General features: G+C 69.7%; 14 protein-coding genes. 3 read left to right on the top strand and 11 right to left on the bottom strand.

The window, feature by feature from the left end:
* Positions 1-38: 38 nt before the first annotated feature.
* Genes ACJ7VY_RS07750 through ACJ7VY_RS07735 form a run of 4 tightly spaced genes read right to left on the bottom strand, consistent with a single transcriptional unit; the run spans position 39 to position 5,653 of the window.
* Complete coding sequence (locus ACJ7VY_RS07750; RefSeq protein ID WP_313255542.1) at positions 39-650, bottom strand: inorganic diphosphatase; 612 nt, start codon at positions 648-650, stop codon at positions 39-41.
* A 10-nt stretch (positions 651-660) separates the two neighbouring features.
* Entirely contained in the window at positions 661-2,010 is a 1,350-nt protein-coding gene (locus tag ACJ7VY_RS07745; RefSeq protein WP_313255642.1) for a metallophosphoesterase family protein, read from the bottom strand.
* A gap of 14 nt (positions 2,011-2,024) precedes the next feature.
* The gene (locus ACJ7VY_RS07740; protein ID WP_313255544.1) at positions 2,025-3,140 is read right to left on the bottom strand and encodes a phytase; all 1,116 of its coding nucleotides are present in this window, start codon (positions 3,138-3,140) and stop codon (positions 2,025-2,027) included.
* The gene (locus ACJ7VY_RS07735; RefSeq protein WP_409476796.1) at positions 3,140-5,653 is read right to left on the bottom strand and encodes a TonB-dependent receptor; all 2,514 of its coding nucleotides are present in this window, start codon (positions 5,651-5,653) and stop codon (positions 3,140-3,142) included. Before ACJ7VY_RS07735 ends, ACJ7VY_RS07740 begins: the two co-directional genes overlap by 1 nt.
* Before the next feature lie 197 nt (positions 5,654-5,850).
* Here ACJ7VY_RS07735 and upp point away from each other — a divergent pair, with 197 nt between their 5' ends.
* Both upp and ACJ7VY_RS07725 read left to right on the top strand, forming a co-directional pair.
* Positions 5,851-6,483 carry a uracil phosphoribosyltransferase gene (gene upp / locus ACJ7VY_RS07730; protein WP_104938697.1) on the top strand — a complete coding sequence of 211 codons (633 nt, stop codon included), beginning with the start codon at positions 5,851-5,853 and terminating at the stop codon, positions 6,481-6,483.
* A gap of 96 nt (positions 6,484-6,579) precedes the next feature.
* Positions 6,580-6,867: a PsiF family protein gene (locus ACJ7VY_RS07725; protein ID WP_409476795.1), complete on the top strand. Its 288-nt coding sequence runs from the start codon at positions 6,580-6,582 to the stop codon at positions 6,865-6,867.
* A 58-nt stretch (positions 6,868-6,925) separates the two neighbouring features.
* On the opposite strand, the gene ACJ7VY_RS07720 is transcribed toward ACJ7VY_RS07725, so the two are convergent.
* From ACJ7VY_RS07720 to ACJ7VY_RS07700, 5 genes are all read right to left on the bottom strand, one after another.
* A complete protein-coding gene (locus tag ACJ7VY_RS07720) occupies positions 6,926-7,762 on the bottom strand; it encodes a serine aminopeptidase domain-containing protein (protein ID WP_313255548.1) in 837 nt (278 codons plus the stop codon).
* Positions 7,763-7,923: 161 nt separating this feature from the next.
* A complete protein-coding gene (locus ACJ7VY_RS07715) occupies positions 7,924-8,814 on the bottom strand; it encodes an MBL fold metallo-hydrolase (RefSeq protein WP_313255550.1) in 891 nt (296 codons plus the stop codon).
* A gap of 97 nt (positions 8,815-8,911) precedes the next feature.
* Positions 8,912-10,177 carry a serine hydroxymethyltransferase gene (gene glyA / locus ACJ7VY_RS07710; RefSeq protein WP_313255552.1) on the bottom strand — a complete coding sequence of 422 codons (1,266 nt, stop codon included), beginning with the start codon at positions 10,175-10,177 and terminating at the stop codon, positions 8,912-8,914.
* A 68-nt stretch (positions 10,178-10,245) separates the two neighbouring features.
* On the bottom strand, positions 10,246-11,037 hold the full coding sequence (locus tag ACJ7VY_RS07705) for a YggS family pyridoxal phosphate-dependent enzyme (RefSeq protein WP_409476716.1): 792 nt from the start codon (positions 11,035-11,037) through the stop codon (positions 10,246-10,248).
* Positions 11,034-12,263, bottom strand: a complete 1,230-nt coding sequence (locus ACJ7VY_RS07700) for a benzoate/H(+) symporter BenE family transporter (protein ID WP_409476715.1) — start codon at positions 12,261-12,263, stop codon at positions 11,034-11,036. The genes ACJ7VY_RS07705 and ACJ7VY_RS07700 overlap by 4 nt, the downstream gene beginning before the upstream one ends.
* A gap of 106 nt (positions 12,264-12,369) precedes the next feature.
* On the opposite strand from ACJ7VY_RS07700, the gene ACJ7VY_RS07695 reads away from it, so the two are divergent.
* A complete protein-coding gene (locus ACJ7VY_RS07695; protein WP_409476714.1) occupies positions 12,370-13,845 on the top strand; it encodes a PLP-dependent aminotransferase family protein in 1,476 nt (491 codons plus the stop codon).
* 75 nt (positions 13,846-13,920) lie between these two features.
* On the opposite strand, the gene ggt is transcribed toward ACJ7VY_RS07695, so the two are convergent.
* The gene (ggt, locus tag ACJ7VY_RS07690) at positions 13,921-15,666 is read right to left on the bottom strand and encodes a gamma-glutamyltransferase (RefSeq protein WP_313255558.1); all 1,746 of its coding nucleotides are present in this window, start codon (positions 15,664-15,666) and stop codon (positions 13,921-13,923) included.
* Positions 15,663-15,947, bottom strand: coding sequence for a YfhL family 4Fe-4S dicluster ferredoxin (locus ACJ7VY_RS07685; RefSeq protein ID WP_104938690.1), 285 nt, complete (start codon positions 15,945-15,947; stop codon positions 15,663-15,665). Before ACJ7VY_RS07685 ends, ggt begins: the two co-directional genes overlap by 4 nt.
* Positions 15,948-16,010 lie beyond the last annotated feature (63 nt).

The following is a 16,010-nucleotide window of genomic DNA, read 5'->3' as shown; positions in this document are numbered from 1 at the left end:
GGCAAGGCGGACGGGCCGGCCAGCCGCGCCTGCGGGGTCTATCTGCCGTAACGCTGCATCGCCTCGCTGATCAGCACCCGGGCGTCGGCGGCGTTGCCCCAGCCGTTGAGCTGCACCGGGTTGCGACCGGTCGGCAGGTCCTTGTAGACCCGGAAGAACGCCTCGATGCGCTGGCGCTCGACCTCCGGCAGATCCGCCAGGTCGCGGATGCTGGCGTAGGTCGGGTCGACCTTGTCGGTTGGCACGCCGATGATCTTCTCGTCGTGCTCGCCGCCATCAATCATCTTCAGGTAACCGATCGGCCGGAAGCGCACGATCACGCCGGGATGCAGCGGCTCGCGGGTCAGCACCAGCGCATCTAGCGGATCGTTGTCACCGGCCAGCGTGCGCGGCATCGAGCCGTAGTTGGCCGGATAGGCCACCGGCATCGACTGGAAGCGATCCACGTGGACCAGGCCGTCTTCCTTGATCTCGTACTTGGTGAAGCTGCCGGCCGGGATCTCCACCGCCAGGTTGGCCTCCTGCGGGGCCTGCGCCGGCTGTGCGGCCAGGAACGGATGCAGCACGGCATCGGTGGCGGCCGCTGCGCTGGCCAGCAGCAGGGACGCGCCGATGGCGGCCAGCGGAACGATGCGGCGGTGTCTGGTCATCGGTGCGTCCTCATTCCCAGCAGCGGTCGGCGCGGCCCTTGGCGGTCTGCGCGCGCGGGCAGTCGCGGGGGGCGATGCGCCCTTCGACAAGCTCCCGGAGTTCCTTGCGCCCCTCGGCATCGCGGCGCAGCTCGAAAGCGTCGTACAGGCGCCCGGTCACGGTGCGCGCTTCGTAGCGGAGGCGCCGGGGGTCGATGTCCAGCACCTGGAACAGCTGGGTGTCCTCGGCCACCGGGGCCATGGTCCTGCGCGCTTCGTCGGAGAGCCGGTACTGCTTCGGCCCGGTCACGGACACCACGTACTGCGGCGTTGCCGCCTGCCCTTCGCCACGGCGGCCATAGGTGTGGTCATGGCCCTGCAGCACCAGGTCCACCTTGTGGCGATGCACCACCGGCAACAGCACCTCGCGAAGCGCGGTGTTCTCGCGCCCCTCGCGCGGCGAGTAGAACGGCTGGTGCAGCAGCACGATGGTCCACGGCTGCGGGTTGCCGGCCAGCACCTGGTCCAGCCACTGCGCCTGCGCCGTGGCCGTGCCGAGGTCGAGTGCCGAGGTACCATCGACCACGGCCACGCGCGCGCCCTGTGCATCGAACCAGTAGCTGGTCTGCCGTGCGGCGGTGGCGCCATTGCCCGGCAGCGCGAAGGTCACTGGCCAGTGCCGGCCCAGCACGCGCCGCTCCTGCGGGGTGTCCTCGAATTCCTCGAAGTACTCATGGTTGCCGATCGCCGGGGCCACCAGCGTTTCCTGCGCCAACCAGCCGGTGGCGGCAAACCACTCGCCCCATTCGCTGTCGTCCATGTTGTCGCCGCCGCTGACCAGATCACCGGCGAACAGGCTCATGCGCGCCTGCGGCGCAGCCTTCTGCGCGGCACGCACCACGCGGCTGACATGGCTGACGTTCTTGTTCTGGGTATCACCGAAGTACAGCAGGGTCAGCGGCTGGTCGGCGCCGGCCAGCGTGCGCAGCTGGTTCCAGGCGCTCCAGCTGCCATTGCCCTGCACGCGGTAGACGTACAGGGTGTCCGGCTGCAGGCCACCGATGTCGGCACGATGGTGGTGCGACAGCCCGTTCTCGGTCTGTAGTGCGCGCGTCGTCGCACGCACCTGGCGGATGCCCTCGATGGCCGGCGAATCTGCGGCCAGCGCGATCTCCAGCAGTGGCGCCTGCACGCTGCCATCGGTACGCCAGGCCACCGCAAAACCGTGACTGGGATCCGCCGAGGGCGAGGCGACGATACGGTCCGGCACCGATGTCGCTGCATAGTGGCGGCTACCCTCCGGCACCTGGGTATTCGGTTCGGCCGCCGCGAACGACAGCGACGGCAGCGCCAGCAGCAGGCCCAGCGCCACCGTACGCATCACACACTGCCCGCTCATGCGCCACACTCCAGCGGCAGCGCGAGCTGCCTGGCGATGCTCTCCCAGTCGAAGGCCACCACGCCCTGGTCGTCATGCACCGCATACAACGCACCGTGCGGGAAGCGCGCGCTGGGCTGCTGCATCATCCAGATGCCATCGGTGTTGGCCACGGTGTTGCCCTGGAACGCGCCGACCGGCTTCAGCGTGTGCCGGTCGAACAAGTGGAACACGCTGCGTTGCTTGCCCTGCTCGGTGGTGATCCACCAGCCGTCCTTGCCGCAGGTGCGCAGGGTCACGCCTTCGGCCTGGGCCTTGAACACGTCGCGGCCGAAGGTGGTGCCGGTGAAGCGTCCGGCCAGGGTGTAGACCTTGAACTCGCTGGCGTAGCTCTCGTCCTCTTCGGCAATCAGCAGGCGGTCGTTCCCGGGGTCGCCCCAGATCGACTCGACCACGCGCAGCGCTCCCGCCTCGGTGGTATCGCCGATACTGGCCACCAGCTTCGCGTCGACCTTCTCACCATTGCGGGTCACCTGATACTGGCGCACGCGCTTGTCCAGCTCAGCCAGCGGCGGCAGGATGTCACGCCCCTGCGCATCCTCGCCGTTGTCCCAGGAGTCGGTGACGTAGACGCTGTAGCCATCGGCGCGGCGGTCCACCCACAGCCCGTACGGCTTGCGCAGGTCGTCCGCAGCGAACGTCGCCAGCGGCGTGAAGTCCGGCAGGCCCAGCACCTGCACGCGGTGATTGTCGCGCTCCACGATCCACAGCAGGTCGTCGGTCACCGCGATGCCGTTTGGGCGGTCGAACTGCCCCGGTGCGGTGCCGCTGCTGCCGACGTCACGCAGGTGCTGCCCGGTGCTGCCGTCGTAGACCACCAGCTTGTCGGTGGCCTTGGCGGTAGCGATCAGCCACAGCCGGCCATCCGGCGCGCGCCAGGCCGCGGGCGAATCGATGTTGTCGGCCGGCGTCATCGGTGACAGGAAGGCTTCGGCGATGGTGGTCACCACGCGCTCGCCGCTGGCGGCCGGCGCGACCGCTCCCGCGACCGGATCGTTGCCGGTGGCCGGCGTACAGCCGGCGACCAGCGTGGCCGCCAGCGCGGCGGCCAGGACAATGACGCTACGCCCCATCACAGTGCCACCTTCAGGCCCAGCGCATAGGTACGGCCGTACTCTTCCATCTGCAGCGTGCGCGAACGCGCGCCCTGGTACAGCTCCAGCGGCTTGTCCAGCAGGTTCTGCGCTTCGAAGTACATGCTCACCCGCGGGCTGAACCGGTAGTCCAGCGAGAAGTCGAGCTGGGTATGCGGCGCCACGTAGATATCGAAGGCACCGCCCTTGCCGATGCTGTCCAGGTATTGGCTGCGGTACACCGCCGCCAGGCGCGTGCTTACACCGTATTTTTCATAGCCGATGTGCGCGCTGTAGACATGCTTGGAGGCGCGCGGCAGGGTGAAGTCCTCGCCCTCGCGATCCTTGATGCCGGCATCGAATTTGGTGTCCAGCCAGGTGCCACTGGCACCGACCAGCAGGCCATCCAGGCCTGCCGGCAGGAACGCCAGTTGCTGCTGCCAGTTGAACTCAGCGCCCCGCACGGTGGCTTTGTCGCCGTTGATCGGCTGGGTCACGTCGAAGCCGCCATGGGCCGGATCGTTGCTGCGCACGGTTTCCACGATGTAGCCATCGATCGACTTGTGGAACAGGCCGAGCGAAACGATGCCGGTGCTGCCGATGTATTTCTCCACCGACAGGTCGATGTTGTTCGACTCGTACGGATCCAGTTCCGGGTTGCCCAGGCGCACTTCCTCGTCGCCGCGGCTGTAACCCACGCGCGGGGAAATGTCGCCGAAGGACGGGCGCGAGACGGTCTTGTTGGCCGAGGCGCGCAGCACCCAGTCATCGGCCGCGTCGTAGCGCAGGTGCAGGCCCGGCAGCACGTTGGTGTAGCTGCTGCTGGCCACGCGCGGGGTGACGGTGAAGCTGCGGCCGTTGGCCGCCACGTCGACCTGGTTGCCGACCGCCCTGAAGCGGGTGTTCTCCACGCGCACGCCGCCGATGATGCGCAGCGCGCCCATGTCCCAGGTACCCATGGCGTAGCTGGCGAAGATGTCCTCGCTGGCCACGTAGTCCTCTTCCAGCGAGGTCATCGCGTTGTCGCCCACATCCTGCGGGCGGGCGCCGTACTGGCCGCCGTTGGCCGCCCAGTAGTCGCGCATCGCATCCGAATCCATGCCATCGCCCATGTTGCTGTGGCGGTGGTCGGGCGAGCCGGTGGTCCAGTCCGACAGCGCCACCTTTGGGCCGACGCGCAGCTCGCGCTCATCGACATTCACATCGCGGTCGCGCCAGCGGCCCAGCAGGCCGAATTTGATGGCGCTGCTGTCGCCATCGAAGCGCACGTTGACCTGTGCGCTGTGCTCCTTGTCGTTGACCTGCTTGGGCGAGATCACGAAACGATCGAAGGCGTAGTTGCCGTTGTCCAGCCACTGCGGGTTGTCGAAGCTGTAGGCCGGCAGGCGGCCGCGCTGGTCCAGCGTGCCGTTGAAATCGGCGCCATCCAGCTTGAAACGCACCTCCATTTCATCGTTCACCCGCTCTTCGGTACGGGTATAGCCGACCTTGTAATCGACCACCGCGTTGGTCAGCCGGTTCTCGCCACCCAGGCTGGCCGCGAAGGTGTTCTCCTTCTTGGTGCGGTAGCGCATGCGCTTGTCGATGGCATCGCCCGGCATGTCGTCCAGGCGGTACTGGTCGGCACCGGTGCTGACCATGTCCGCGTCGTCGAAGTTGAAGATCACGCGCTGCCGGGTCTCGGCATCGTCGAACTGGCTGTACAGCGTGCGCAGGTAGTACCTGTTGTCCTCGTCCGGGCGCCAGTCGAGGTTGAGGTTGGCACCGATGCGCTTGCGCTCGATCTCGTACTTGCGGTGCTGCAGGTTGATCGCAGTCACGTCACCGGGGGCGGCATCGTCCTCGCCGTCGTACTCCACTTCGGTGTTGTCCGACTCGAACTTCCGCTTCTGGTAGTTCACGCCCAGTGCCACGCCGAAGGTATCGTTGAACACCTCGCTGTAGTTGAAGGCGGCCTTGGGACTGGTCTGGCCGGACAGCTGCTGGTGGCTGCCCTCGATCTTGCCGCGCAGGCTGCGACCGTCACGGTCGAAGGCCGACGCCGATTCCACCAGCACGGCGCCACCGATGGCATCACCGGGCATGTCCGGGGTCGGCGACTTGACCACGCGCAGGCGCTCGGTGGAGTCGGAGGGAATCACGTCCAGCGGCGCCGCGCGGCTGGAATCTTCCGGGGTACCCACGGCGATGCCATCCACGCTGACGCTGTTGAGGTTGGCATCCAGGCCACGGATGACCACGAATCGGCCCTCGCCCTGGTCGCGGGTCACGCTGACGCCGGGCAGGCGCTGCAGCGATTCGGCCACGTTCTTGTCCGGGTACTGGCCCAGGGCATCGGAGGACACCGCGTCCTCGATGGCATCGCTGCTGCGCTTGAGATCGACCGCGCGGACCTGCGATTCGAGCTGGGCGCGCACTTCGACGCGGTCCAGGTCGATCGCGTCGGCCGTCGCGGTGCCGGCAGCGGCGAGCGCCGGCTGTGCGGCCGCCTGCCGGGGTGCCGTGGCGCCCATCGCCAGGGTCAGGGTGATGGCAACGGCCAACGGAGTCTTGATATGCACTGGTGAGCCCCATTCCTGTTAAGAATGGGTCTGCACGGTATGTCCGTAAAATTGCATGGCCGTGACACGCGTGCGGTTTCCCCGGCCCGGCTTGGGGTTCGGCCCGGCGATCCGGCAGAATGATGGCCTCCCTCTTTGCACGCCCGACCATGAAGATCGTCGAAGTACGCCACCCGCTGGTCCAGCACAAGATCGGCCTGATGCGCCAGGCCTCGCTCAGCACCAAGGAGTTCCGCGAGCTGACCGACGAGCTGGGCAGCCTGCTCGCCTACGAGGCCACCGCCGACCTGGAAACCGAGCCCTGCACGATGGACGGCTGGGCCGGCCCGGTCACGGTGCAGCGCATCGCCGGCGCCAAGATCACCCTGGTGCCGATCCTGCGCGCCGGGCTGGGCATGCTCAACGGCGTGCTGTCACTGATCCCGGCCGCGCGCGTCAGCGTGGTCGGCCTGCAGCGCGACGAGGAAACCCTGCAGCCGGTGCCCTACTTCGAGCGCCTCACCGGGCGCCTGGAGGAACGCGACGCGCTGATTCTGGACCCGATGCTGGCCACCGGCGGCACCCTCATCGCCACCATCGACATGCTCAAGCGCGCCGGCGCCCGCCGCATCAAGGGCATTTTCCTGGTGGCCGCGCCCGAAGGCCTGCGCGCGGTCGAAGCGGCCCACCCGGACGTGGAGATCTACACCGCGGCCATCGACGAGCGGCTCAACGACAAGGGCTACATCCTGCCCGGCCTGGGCGATGCGGGCGACCGCATTTTCGGCACCCGGGTGCATTAAAAAAACTACATCGCGGCTTCACGACGGCTTGCTCCCCGGCGGGCGGATGCTTGCGCCCGTCACCCACCCCGGAGCCGCGCCATGTACCGTCCCGCCCTGCTTGCCTGCCTGCTGTTGGCCACCGCCGTGCCGTTCGTGGCCGGCGCCGGCACGCCCACCCCGCAACAACAGCGCATGGCCGAATGCGCGGCCAAGAACAAGGGCCTCAAGGGCGATGCCTACAAGGATGCCCAGCGCACCTGCCTCAGCGGCCATCCCGCCGCCGCCACGGCGGCGGTGACCCCGCAGCAGCGCATGACCCGGTGCAATGCCGATGCCTCGGCCAAACACCTGAGCGGGGATGCCCGCAAGACCTTCATGAGCGACTGCCTGCGCAGCCACTGACGACGGATGGGGGTCGGCGGATCGTCGCCCGTCGTCGACGCCCCGGCACCGGCGCGCGTCAGCGACGTATCCGCTGTTCGCCCGCCGCGGCCGGCGCCTCGAGCAGTTGCCGCGCCCGCGGGTCGCCCAGCAGTTCGGCCTGCAGGAAGGCGGTACCCAGTTGCCGGGCGCGCTCGAACAGCGCTTCCGGCTCGCCGCCGATGAGGTTGTGCCCGCCGCCGGCCAGTACCACCGCCTGCCTGTCGCCGGCCGGCACGGTCTGCACCGGGTACAGGTGGTCGGCCGGGTCGGTGACGAAACCCGGCACGAGGTCCTCGTCACCGGTTACCAGCAGCAGCGGAACCGCCAGCGTCGCATAGGCATCGGGCCCGATCAGCCCCGGGATCCGGCCCGGCGAGGAGTAGCCCAGCACCGCCACCACTCCGGGATCGCGCAGCGGCCCGAGCCCGGCCAGGGCCCCGCCCTGCACCGCCGAGATCAGCGTGCCAAGACTGTGCCCGGCCGCCGCCACCGGCAGGCCCGGCCAACGCGCACGCGCATAGGCGCTGGTCGCGCGCATGTCGGCCAGGCGCTCGCCGAAGCCCTGCTGCAGCGAGAACTTTTCCCGTTCCGGATACCGGACCGAATCCACGTGCAGCGGCGCCAGCACCACGAAGCCGGCATCGGCCCAGGTCTGCAGCAGGCGCTCGTAGCGCTCCGGCCAGGCGCCATGCCCGCTGGAGAACAACACCACGCCGCGCGCCTGCGCCGGTTCCCAGATGGCCAGCGTGGTGGCGCGTCCGGGCGACACCTGCAGCGGCACCTTGGCGCTGGGCGCGGCGAAGGCGTGCTGGGCAAGGGCCAGCGACGCCAGCGCCAGGGCGAACACCCTCCGCAGGAAAGAGCGCCTGTGCATGGCGCACGGCGAGCCCTTTCGGGAAGTTCCGCTCTGGAAAACCGTCGTCTCGTTGTTCTTCATGCCAGATCCCGCGTTGGAAGACGGGACCAGTGTCCGCGATGCGCCCGCGGCCGGCAGGAGCCGGCAGTCACCCGTGCGGGGTGCCGGAAGTCACTTCTTCATGCGGCCAGCGAACGCGCGCGCAGTTCGGCGACTTCGTGGGCGACGCCGAACCGGCCCTTCTCGTCGCGCGTCACCTGCGCCATCGCGCACTGCGGGTCGTGGGTGAAGAACAGGTGCACGTTGCGGGCGAGCTTGTCCTCGAGGAAGGCGCGCTTCTCGTCGATCAGCAGTTCCGCGTTGCGGTCGTAGCCCATGGTGATCGGCACGTGCACCCAGGAGCGGCCCGGGATCAGGTCCGCACAGAACACCAGGCCGCCATGCGGCTGGCCGTCGATGCGCTCGGGGCCGACGATTTCGGCCAGCATCAGCCCCGGCGTATGCCCGTCGCTGAAGCTGAAACGCACCGACTCGCCCAGCGCCTGCGAATGTGCGCCGGAGACGATCTCCAGGCGTCCGCTGGCTTCCAGCAGCCCCGGCAGTTCCGGGATGAAACTGGCACGGTCGCGCGGATGCGGGTACCGCGCCCGCTCCCAATGGGTGGCACCGACCACGAAGGTCGCGTTGGGGAACAGCAGTTCCGGCGCGCGGCCTTCCGACCAGGGCGCCAGCAGGCCACCGGCGTGGTCGAAATGCAGGTGGCTGAGCACCACCACGTCGATGTCCTCGTGCTCGAAGCCGGCTTCGCGCAGCGAGTCGATCAGGACATGCCGCGGTTCCTGCACGCCATAGCGTTCGCGCAGCTTCGGCTCGAAGAACGCGCCGATGCCGGTTTCGAACAGCACCGTCTTGCCCCCCAGCGGGCTGGCCAGCAACGCGCGGCAGGCCAGCTCGATGCGGTTCAGGTCATCGGCCGGCGACCATTTTTCCCACACGGCCTTGGGCGCGTTGCCGAACATCGCGCCACCGTCCAGCTTCTGGCTGTTGCCACGGATCGACCATAGTTTCATATGAAAAATTCTACCGCCGCCGCGTTAAATATTCGCAAGGCGGGGCGCGCCCGCGCGCCACCCGCGGAGGCCGCTTCCCGGGGCCCCCGCGGGCGGCTCAGCGATACACCGGGTGCGCCCGGCACAAGGCCACCACCTGCTCGCGGACGCGCGCGCCGACCCGGGCCTGCGTGCCCTCGCCCAGCGCGTCGAGCACGTCGCACAGCCAGCCGGCCAGCTGCGTGCATTCGGCCACGCCGAAGCCGCGCGTGGTCAGCGCCGGGGTGCCGATGCGCAGGCCCGATGTGACCGACGGCGGGCGCGGATCGCCCGGCACCGTGTTCTTGTTGGCGGTGATGCCGGCCGCGTCCAGTGCCGCGTCGGCGTCCTTGCCGGTATAGCGGCGGTCGCGCAGGTCGATCAGCATCAGGTGGTTGTCGGTACCACCGGACACGATCCGGTAGCCGCGCTGCTGGATCGCCGCCGCCATCGCCCGCGCGTTGGCCAGTACCTGCCGCTGGTAGGCCCTGAACTCCGGCCGCAGGGCCTCCTTGAAGGCCACCGCCTTGGCCGCGATCACGTGCATCAGCGGGCCGCCCTGCACCCCGGGAAACACCGCCGAGTCGAGCTTGCGGTAGAAATCGGCACCCTGCCCATGGGCCAGGATCAGGCCGCCACGCGGGCCGCGCAGGGTCTTGTGCGTGGTGCTGGTGACCACGTGCGCATGCGGCAGCGGGTCCGGATACTCGCCCGCCGCGACCAGCCCGGCCACGTGCGCCATGTCCACCCAGAACAAGGCGCCGACGCGGTCGGCGATGGCCCGCATGCGCGCCCAGTCCTTGTGCCGCGAGTAGGCCGAGAAGCCACCGATCAGCAGCCGCGGCCGCGTCTCCAGCGCGATGCGCTCCATCGCGTCGTAGTCGACCAGCCCGGTCTGCGGATCCACCCCGTACGCCACGATGCGGTAATGCCGGCCGGAGAAGTTGGACGGATTGCCATGGGTCAGGTGCCCGCCCTGCGCCAGGTTCATGCCCATCACCGTATCGCCCGGGCTGGCCAGGGCCAGGAACACCGCGGCGTTGGCCTGCGCCCCGGCATGCGGCTGCACGTTGGCGTAGTCGCAGCCGAACAGCTGCCGCGCGCGTTCGATCGCCAGGCGCTCGGCCACATCCACGTTGCCGCAGCCGCTGTAGTAGCGGCGCCCGGGATAGCCCTCGGCGTACTTGTTGGTGAACACCGAATCCTGCACCGCGCGCACCCGCGGGCTGGCGTAGTTCTCCGAGGCGATCAGTTCGACATGGTCCTCCTGCCGGCATTCCTCGGCGTGGATGGCCGCGGCCAGTTCGGGATCGAAATCGGCAAGGCGCGACGATGGGTCATGCATGGGGGCGACTCCTGGGTGTGGATCGGGGCCGGGCCGGTAGGCCCGGCGGGGATTGGCAAACGTGTGGCTCACGGGCCGGCGGCCGGCCAGTAATGGTTGTCGGGCGTATCGCGCGCGCCGAAGATGGCCTGGCCGACGCGCACCACCGTGGCGCCTTCCTCGATGGCGATCTCGAAGTCGCCGGACATGCCCATCGACAGCTCGTCCAGGCCGATGCCGTCCGGCGCCTGCGGGCGCAGGCGGTCGCGCAGTTCGCGCAGGCGCACGAAGCACGCGCGCACCCGCGCCGCGTCCTCGGAGAACAGCGCCAGGGTCATCAGCCCGCGCACGCGCAGATGCGTGAAGCGCGGCAATGCGGCGATGAAACCAGCCACGTCGGCCGGCGCCAGCCCGTACTTGCTGTCCTCGCCGGAGGTGTTGACCTGCACGAACACGTCCAGCCGGCGGCCTTCCACCTGCAGGCGGTGGTCCAGGGTCTGCGCCAGGCGCAGGCTGTCCAGTGCCTGGAACTCGCTGGCGAAACGCGCGACCAGCTTGGCCTTGTTGGTCTGCAGGTGGCCGATCACCGACCAGCGCAGGTCGCCCAGGTCCTGCATCGCCTCCCACTTGTGGTGCGCCTCCTGCACCTTGTTCTCGCCCAGCAGGCGGCAGCCCGCGGCGTAGGCCAGGCGCAGGCTCGCCTCTGGCTTGGTCTTGCTCACCGGCAGCAGGCGCACGCTGGCCGGGTCGCGGCCGGCACGCTGGCAGGCGGCGGCGATGCGCGCCTGCACCGCGGCCAGGTTGCGGCGGACATCATCGACCGTGAGCGCCTGCGGGTAGCGGCCATGGCGGTCGTGCGAAGTCGGGGTGGCCGGGTTCATGGACGGGTTGCTCCGGCGTCGGTGACCGATGCCGGGCGCCCGTCCGACAGCCGGCCGTTGAGCAGCAGGTGCGCCAGCAAGCCGATCACCAGCCCCCAGAATGCGCCGCCGATACCGAACACGGTGATGTTGGCGGCCGCCGCCAGGAAGGTGATCAGCGCCGCTTCGCGGGTGCGCGCATCGGCTACCGCCGTGGCCAGGCTGCCGCCCAGGGTGCCCAGCAGGGCCAGCCCCGCCAGTGTGGTGATGAAGGTCGCCGGCAGCGCCAGGAACACCGCCGCCAGGGTTACCCCGAACACACCGACGAGGATGTAGAACACACCGGCGGCGATGCCGGCGATCCAGCGCCGGGACGGATCCTCGTGCGCCTCGGGTCCGGTGCAGATCGCCGCCGTGATCGCGGCGATGTTGAAGGCATGGGAACCGAACGGCGCCATCAGCAGCGAGCCGAGCCCGGTCGCGGTGACGATGGGATCGGCGGGTGTGCGGAAGCCGTCGTTGCGCAGCACCAGCATGCCCGGCATGTACTGCCCGGTCAGGGTGATCAGGAACAGCGGCAGCGCCACGCCCAGCAGCGCATTGACCGTGAACACCGGCATCGTGAATACCGGCGCGGCCAGGCGCAGCTCCAGCCCGTGCAGGTCGAGGCGCCCCTGCACCAGCAGCAGGCCCAGCCCCGCCAGCAGGATGCCGACCACCGCATAGCGCGCGCTCACCCGCCGGAGCACCACGTAGGCCAGGATCAGCGCCCCGGCCAACAGCGGGTCGACGTCCAGCCCCGCGAACGCCTTGATCCCGAACTGCAGCAGGATGCCCGCCAGCAGGCCGGCGGCCACGCCCGGCGGCACCCGCCGGATCACCCGTTCAAACCGCCCGGACAGGCCGAGCACGACGAAACCCGCCGCCGACAGCACGAACGCCCCGACCGCTTCGGCCCACGGCGTGGTCGCCAGCGCGGTAACCAGGAACGCGGCGGCCGGCGTCGACCACGCGGTGATGACCGGCGCACGGTAGCGCCAGCTCAGCAGCAGCCCGGTCAGGCCCACGCCGATGGACACCGACCAGACCCATGAGGCGGTCAGCTGCGGCCCGAGGCCGGCCACCTTGGCCGCCTGGAACACCAGAATGAAGGTGCCGCCGTAATTGACGATGACCGACACCAGCCCGGCCAGGACCGGGTGCGGCAGGTCGCGCAGGCGCAGCGCGGGAACAGGGACCGATGGCATGGGCGGATGCGGGCTCCAGACAGTTGACGGGGCGATCCCGGGGCTGTTTTATAGCCGCGCAATGGACTGATTTACCCATCCACTTTTATCGCTTGATACCTGCCAATTGTTCCGTCATGCCCAGCTCGAATCGGTAAAGGCCTGGCTGGTCGACCCGGCGCATGCCGGCCTGCCGCTGCACGCACGCATCCAGCGTGCCCTGCGCCAGCTGATCCTCGAGGGCGCGATCGACGTGGGCCGGCCATTGCCGGCGTCGCGCGCGCTGGCCCACTCGCTCGGGGTTTCCCGCGACACGGTGGAGGCCGCCTATGGCCAGTTGCATGCCGAGGGTTTCATCGAACGCCGCGTGGGCAGCGGCAGCTTCGTGTCAGAGCGCATGCGGCGGCGGCGCAGCGCGGCGCGCCGGGCCGGCCCGGCACCGCTGGCCGCCGCGCTGAGCCGGCGTGGCGCGGCGTTGTTCCGCGACGGCGGGGTGCGCGACTTCCTTGCCCCGCGCGCGTTCGCGCCCGGCCTGCCCGAGACCCGCCATTTCCCGCTGCAGACCTGGGAGCGGCTGCAACGGCAGGTGCTCAGGCAACACGGCAGCGCCGCCCTGCTGCACAGTCCGCCGCAGGGCATGGAAGCGTTGCGCCAGGCCATCGCCGACTACGTCAACCTCGAACGCGGCGCCCGCGCCACGCCCGGGCGCGTGCTGGTGCTGACCAGCTCGCAACAGGCGCTGGCGCTGTGCGCCAGCGTGCTGCTCGACGCCGGCGACCGCATGTTCATCGAGGACCCGGCCTACCATGGCGCGCGGCGCGCGTTCGAGGCCGCCGGCCTGGACTGCGTGCCGGTGCCGGTGGACGCCGACGGCATGCGCGTGGAACGGCTGCACGACGCGGCGCCGGCGCGGGCGGTGTTCCTGACCCCCTCGCACCAGTTCCCGACCGGCGCCACGCTGGCGCTGGACCGGCGCCTGGCCGTGATCGAGTGGGCGCGGCGGCACGGCGCCTGGATCATCGAGGACGACTACGACAGCGAGTTCCACTACGCCGGCAAACCCACCGCCTGCGTGCAGGGACTGGACCCGCACGAGCGCACGATCTACATCGGCACCTTCACCAAGTCGCTGTTCCCGGGCCTGCGCATCGGCTACATGCTGCTGCCGCCGGCGCTGGTGGAACCGATGACCGTGGCGCGCACGCTGCTGGACGGGCACAGCGCACCGGTTCCGCAGCTGACCCTGGCGCGCTTCATCGAAGGCGGCCATTTCGGCGCCCACGTGCGCGCCATGCGCCAGCTCTACGGCGAGCGGCGCGACCTGCTGGCGCGGCTGGTACGGCGCCATCTGGGCGGTTACCTGCAGCCACGGGTGCCGGCCGGCGGCATGCAGATGCCCTGCCTGCTCACCCGCGACATCGCCGAGGCCCGCGCCGTGGACGCCGCACGGCGTGCGGGCATCGACCTGCTGGGGCTGGGCGGGCTTTACGCAGGGGAAGCGGACCAGGCCGGCTTCCTGATGGGTTTCGCCGCGCATGCGCCGGACGAACTGGAAGCGGCGGTACGCGGGCTGGCCAGCGTGCTGCGCAACCTCGAGCGCTGAGCGCGCGGCGGCCCCGAAAACGCGGAACCCCGCCATGCGGCGGGGTTCGGTGTGGCATCCGGATGCGTGGGCGGCTCAGTCGCCCTTGCCCATCCTGCGCACCTCGGCGCTGCCGACCGGGTTGCGCGGGTCGCTGCCACCGCTGAGGGTGTTGCTGCGGCGGTTCCATTCCACCGTCTGCAGGTTGCCCCACACGTGGCTGGAACCACGCCCGCCGTCGGCGCTGTCGCCGGGCAGGTCGACCTTGTGGCCCATGGCCTGCAGCTGCCGCGCCACGTCCGGGGTGAACGCGCCGCTCTCGGCCGAGATCTCGTCCGGCAGCCACTGGTGGTGGTAGCGCGGCAGCGCGGCGACCTGCTGCGCGTCCAGCCCGGCGTCGTAGCCGAGGATGCCCAGCAGCACCATGGTGATGATGCGGCTGCCGCCCGGGGTGCCGATCACGATCACCTTCTCGCCGTTCTCCATGAAGGTCGGCGTCATCGAACTGAGCATGCGCTTGCCCGGCTTCGGCGCGTTGGCCTCGTAGCCCATCACGCCGAACGCGTTGGGCGTACCCGGCTTGAGCGCGAAATCGTCCATCTCGTTGTTCAGCAGCACGCCGGTGCCGGCCGGGATGAAGCCCGAGCCGTACAGCAGGTTGACCGTCTGGGTGCCGCCGACGCGGTTGCCTTCGCTGTCGATGATCGAGAAATGGGTGGTCTCGTCATCCTCCAGCGGGGTCGGGTTGCCCGACAGCAGGTCGCTCGGGGTGGCCTTGTCCGGGTGGATGGTGGCGCGCAGGCCCTGGGCGTAGTCGCGGCTGGTGAGCACCTTCTGCGGGATCTGCACGAAATCCGGGTCGCCGAGGAAGAAGGTGCGGTCGCGGTAGGCGCGGCGCATGGCCTCGACCACCAGGTGGGTGCGGTGCGCCTCGTCCAGGGCGGCCAGGTCCCAGCCTTCCAGGATCTGCAGCATCGACGCCAGCGCGATGCCCCCGGAGGACGGCGGCGGTGCGGTGGTGATCTTCCAGCCGCGGTAGTCGAACACGATCGGTTCGCGCGCCTTGACCGTGTAGCCGGCCAGCTCGGCGGCGGTCCATTGGCCGCCGGCCTTCTTCACCCCGGCCAGCAGCTTGTTCGCGGTCTCGCCGCGGTAGAAGCCATCGAAGCCCCTGGCGGCCAGCAGCCGCAGGGTATGCGCCAGTTCCGGCTGCTTGAAGATGTCGCCCTCGGCGATGGGACGACCGTTGCGCAGGTACACCTCACGGGTGCCGGGATAGCGCTCCATCACCTCGCGCCGCGCGGCATAGCCACGCGCCATGCGCGCGTACACCGGGAAGCCTTCGCTGGCCACGCGGATCGCCGGTGCCAGCGATTCGGACAGCGGCAGCCGGCCGTGTTCGCGCGCGACCTGCACCAGCAGCGCCGGCAAACCGGGGATGCCGGCCGACCACGGGCCGTTGACCGAGCGGTCGCGGTCCAGCTCGCCGTTGCCGTCCAGGAAGCGCTCCGGCGTGGCCGACGCCGGCGAGGTCTCGCGCGCGTCGAGCATCACGTCCTTGCCGGTGCGCGCGTCGTGCAGCATGAACAAGCCACCGCCGCCCAGGCCGGAACTGATCGGCTCGACCACCGCCAGCGTGGATGACACCGCCACCGCGGCGTCGAACGCATTGCCGCCCTTGGCCAGGATCTCCATGCCGGCCTTGGTCGCCAGTTCGTGGCCGCTGGCGATCGCCGCGCCGTCGGGGTGCGCGGCCAGCGCCTGCGGCGGCGTCGGTGCCGCCCACGCCGCCGGTGCCAGCACCAGCGCAAACAACAGGAAGGAACGCGCGAAACGTTTCATGCCGAGGGGGTCTCCGGTTCGTACAGTTCGGGGTGGTCGCGCTGCAGCGCATGCAGCTTGGCCAGCAGCTGGTCGTGGGTTTCGGGAATGTCCGGATCCGGGTCGATGCATTCGACCGGACACACCACCACGCATTGCGGCTCATCGAAATGGCCGACGCATTCGGTGCAACGGGCCGGATCGATCACGTAGATCGTCTCGCCCATCGAAATGGCCTTGTTCGGGCAGGCTGGCTCGCAGACGTCGCAGTTGACGCAGAGCTCATTGATTTTCAGAGACATGGAACGGCTCCATGCCCGCGCCTGCCGGCGGCAGGCCGGCGGCGCGCGGCGCCACCGGCTCGA

Origin of the sequence: Stenotrophomonas sp. Y-13, assembly GCF_046267925.1 — a bacterium.
In the GTDB taxonomy this organism is placed as follows: Bacteria; Pseudomonadota; Gammaproteobacteria; order Xanthomonadales; family Xanthomonadaceae; genus Stenotrophomonas; species Stenotrophomonas acidaminiphila_A.
Note: the sequence above shows the minus strand (reverse complement) of the source record. Positions and strands in the feature narration are given on the sequence as shown.

What these genes read in the sequence shown, in the direction of transcription:
- ACJ7VY_RS07740 (WP_313255544.1), bottom strand. Translation starts at nt 3,140, where the DNA reads ATGGGGCGTAGCGTCATTGTCCTGGCCGCCGCGCTGGCGGCCACGCTG.
- ACJ7VY_RS07735 (WP_409476796.1), bottom strand. Translation starts at nt 5,653, where the DNA reads ATGGGCGCCACGGCACCCCGGCAGGCGGCCGCACAGCCGGCGCTCGCC.
- upp (WP_104938697.1), top strand. Translation starts at nt 5,851, where the DNA reads ATGAAGATCGTCGAAGTACGCCACCCGCTGGTCCAGCACAAGATCGGC.
- ACJ7VY_RS07720 (WP_313255548.1), bottom strand. Translation starts at nt 7,762, where the DNA reads ATGCACAGGCGCTCTTTCCTGCGGAGGGTGTTCGCCCTGGCGCTGGCG.
- glyA (WP_313255552.1), bottom strand. Translation starts at nt 10,177, where the DNA reads ATGCATGACCCATCGTCGCGCCTTGCCGATTTCGATCCCGAACTGGCC.
- ACJ7VY_RS07705 (WP_409476716.1), bottom strand. Translation starts at nt 11,037, where the DNA reads ATGAACCCGGCCACCCCGACTTCGCACGACCGCCATGGCCGCTACCCG.
- ACJ7VY_RS07715 (WP_313255550.1), bottom strand. Translation starts at nt 8,814, where the DNA reads ATGAAACTATGGTCGATCCGTGGCAACAGCCAGAAGCTGGACGGTGGC.
- ACJ7VY_RS07745 (WP_313255642.1), bottom strand. Translation starts at nt 2,010, where the DNA reads ATGCGTACGGTGGCGCTGGGCCTGCTGCTGGCGCTGCCGTCGCTGTCG.
- ACJ7VY_RS07750 (WP_313255542.1), bottom strand. Translation starts at nt 650, where the DNA reads ATGACCAGACACCGCCGCATCGTTCCGCTGGCCGCCATCGGCGCGTCC.
- ACJ7VY_RS07685 (WP_104938690.1), bottom strand. Translation starts at nt 15,947, where the DNA reads ATGTCTCTGAAAATCAATGAGCTCTGCGTCAACTGCGACGTCTGCGAG.
- ggt (WP_313255558.1), bottom strand. Translation starts at nt 15,666, where the DNA reads ATGAAACGTTTCGCGCGTTCCTTCCTGTTGTTTGCGCTGGTGCTGGCA.
- ACJ7VY_RS07700 (WP_409476715.1), bottom strand. Translation starts at nt 12,263, where the DNA reads ATGCCATCGGTCCCTGTTCCCGCGCTGCGCCTGCGCGACCTGCCGCAC.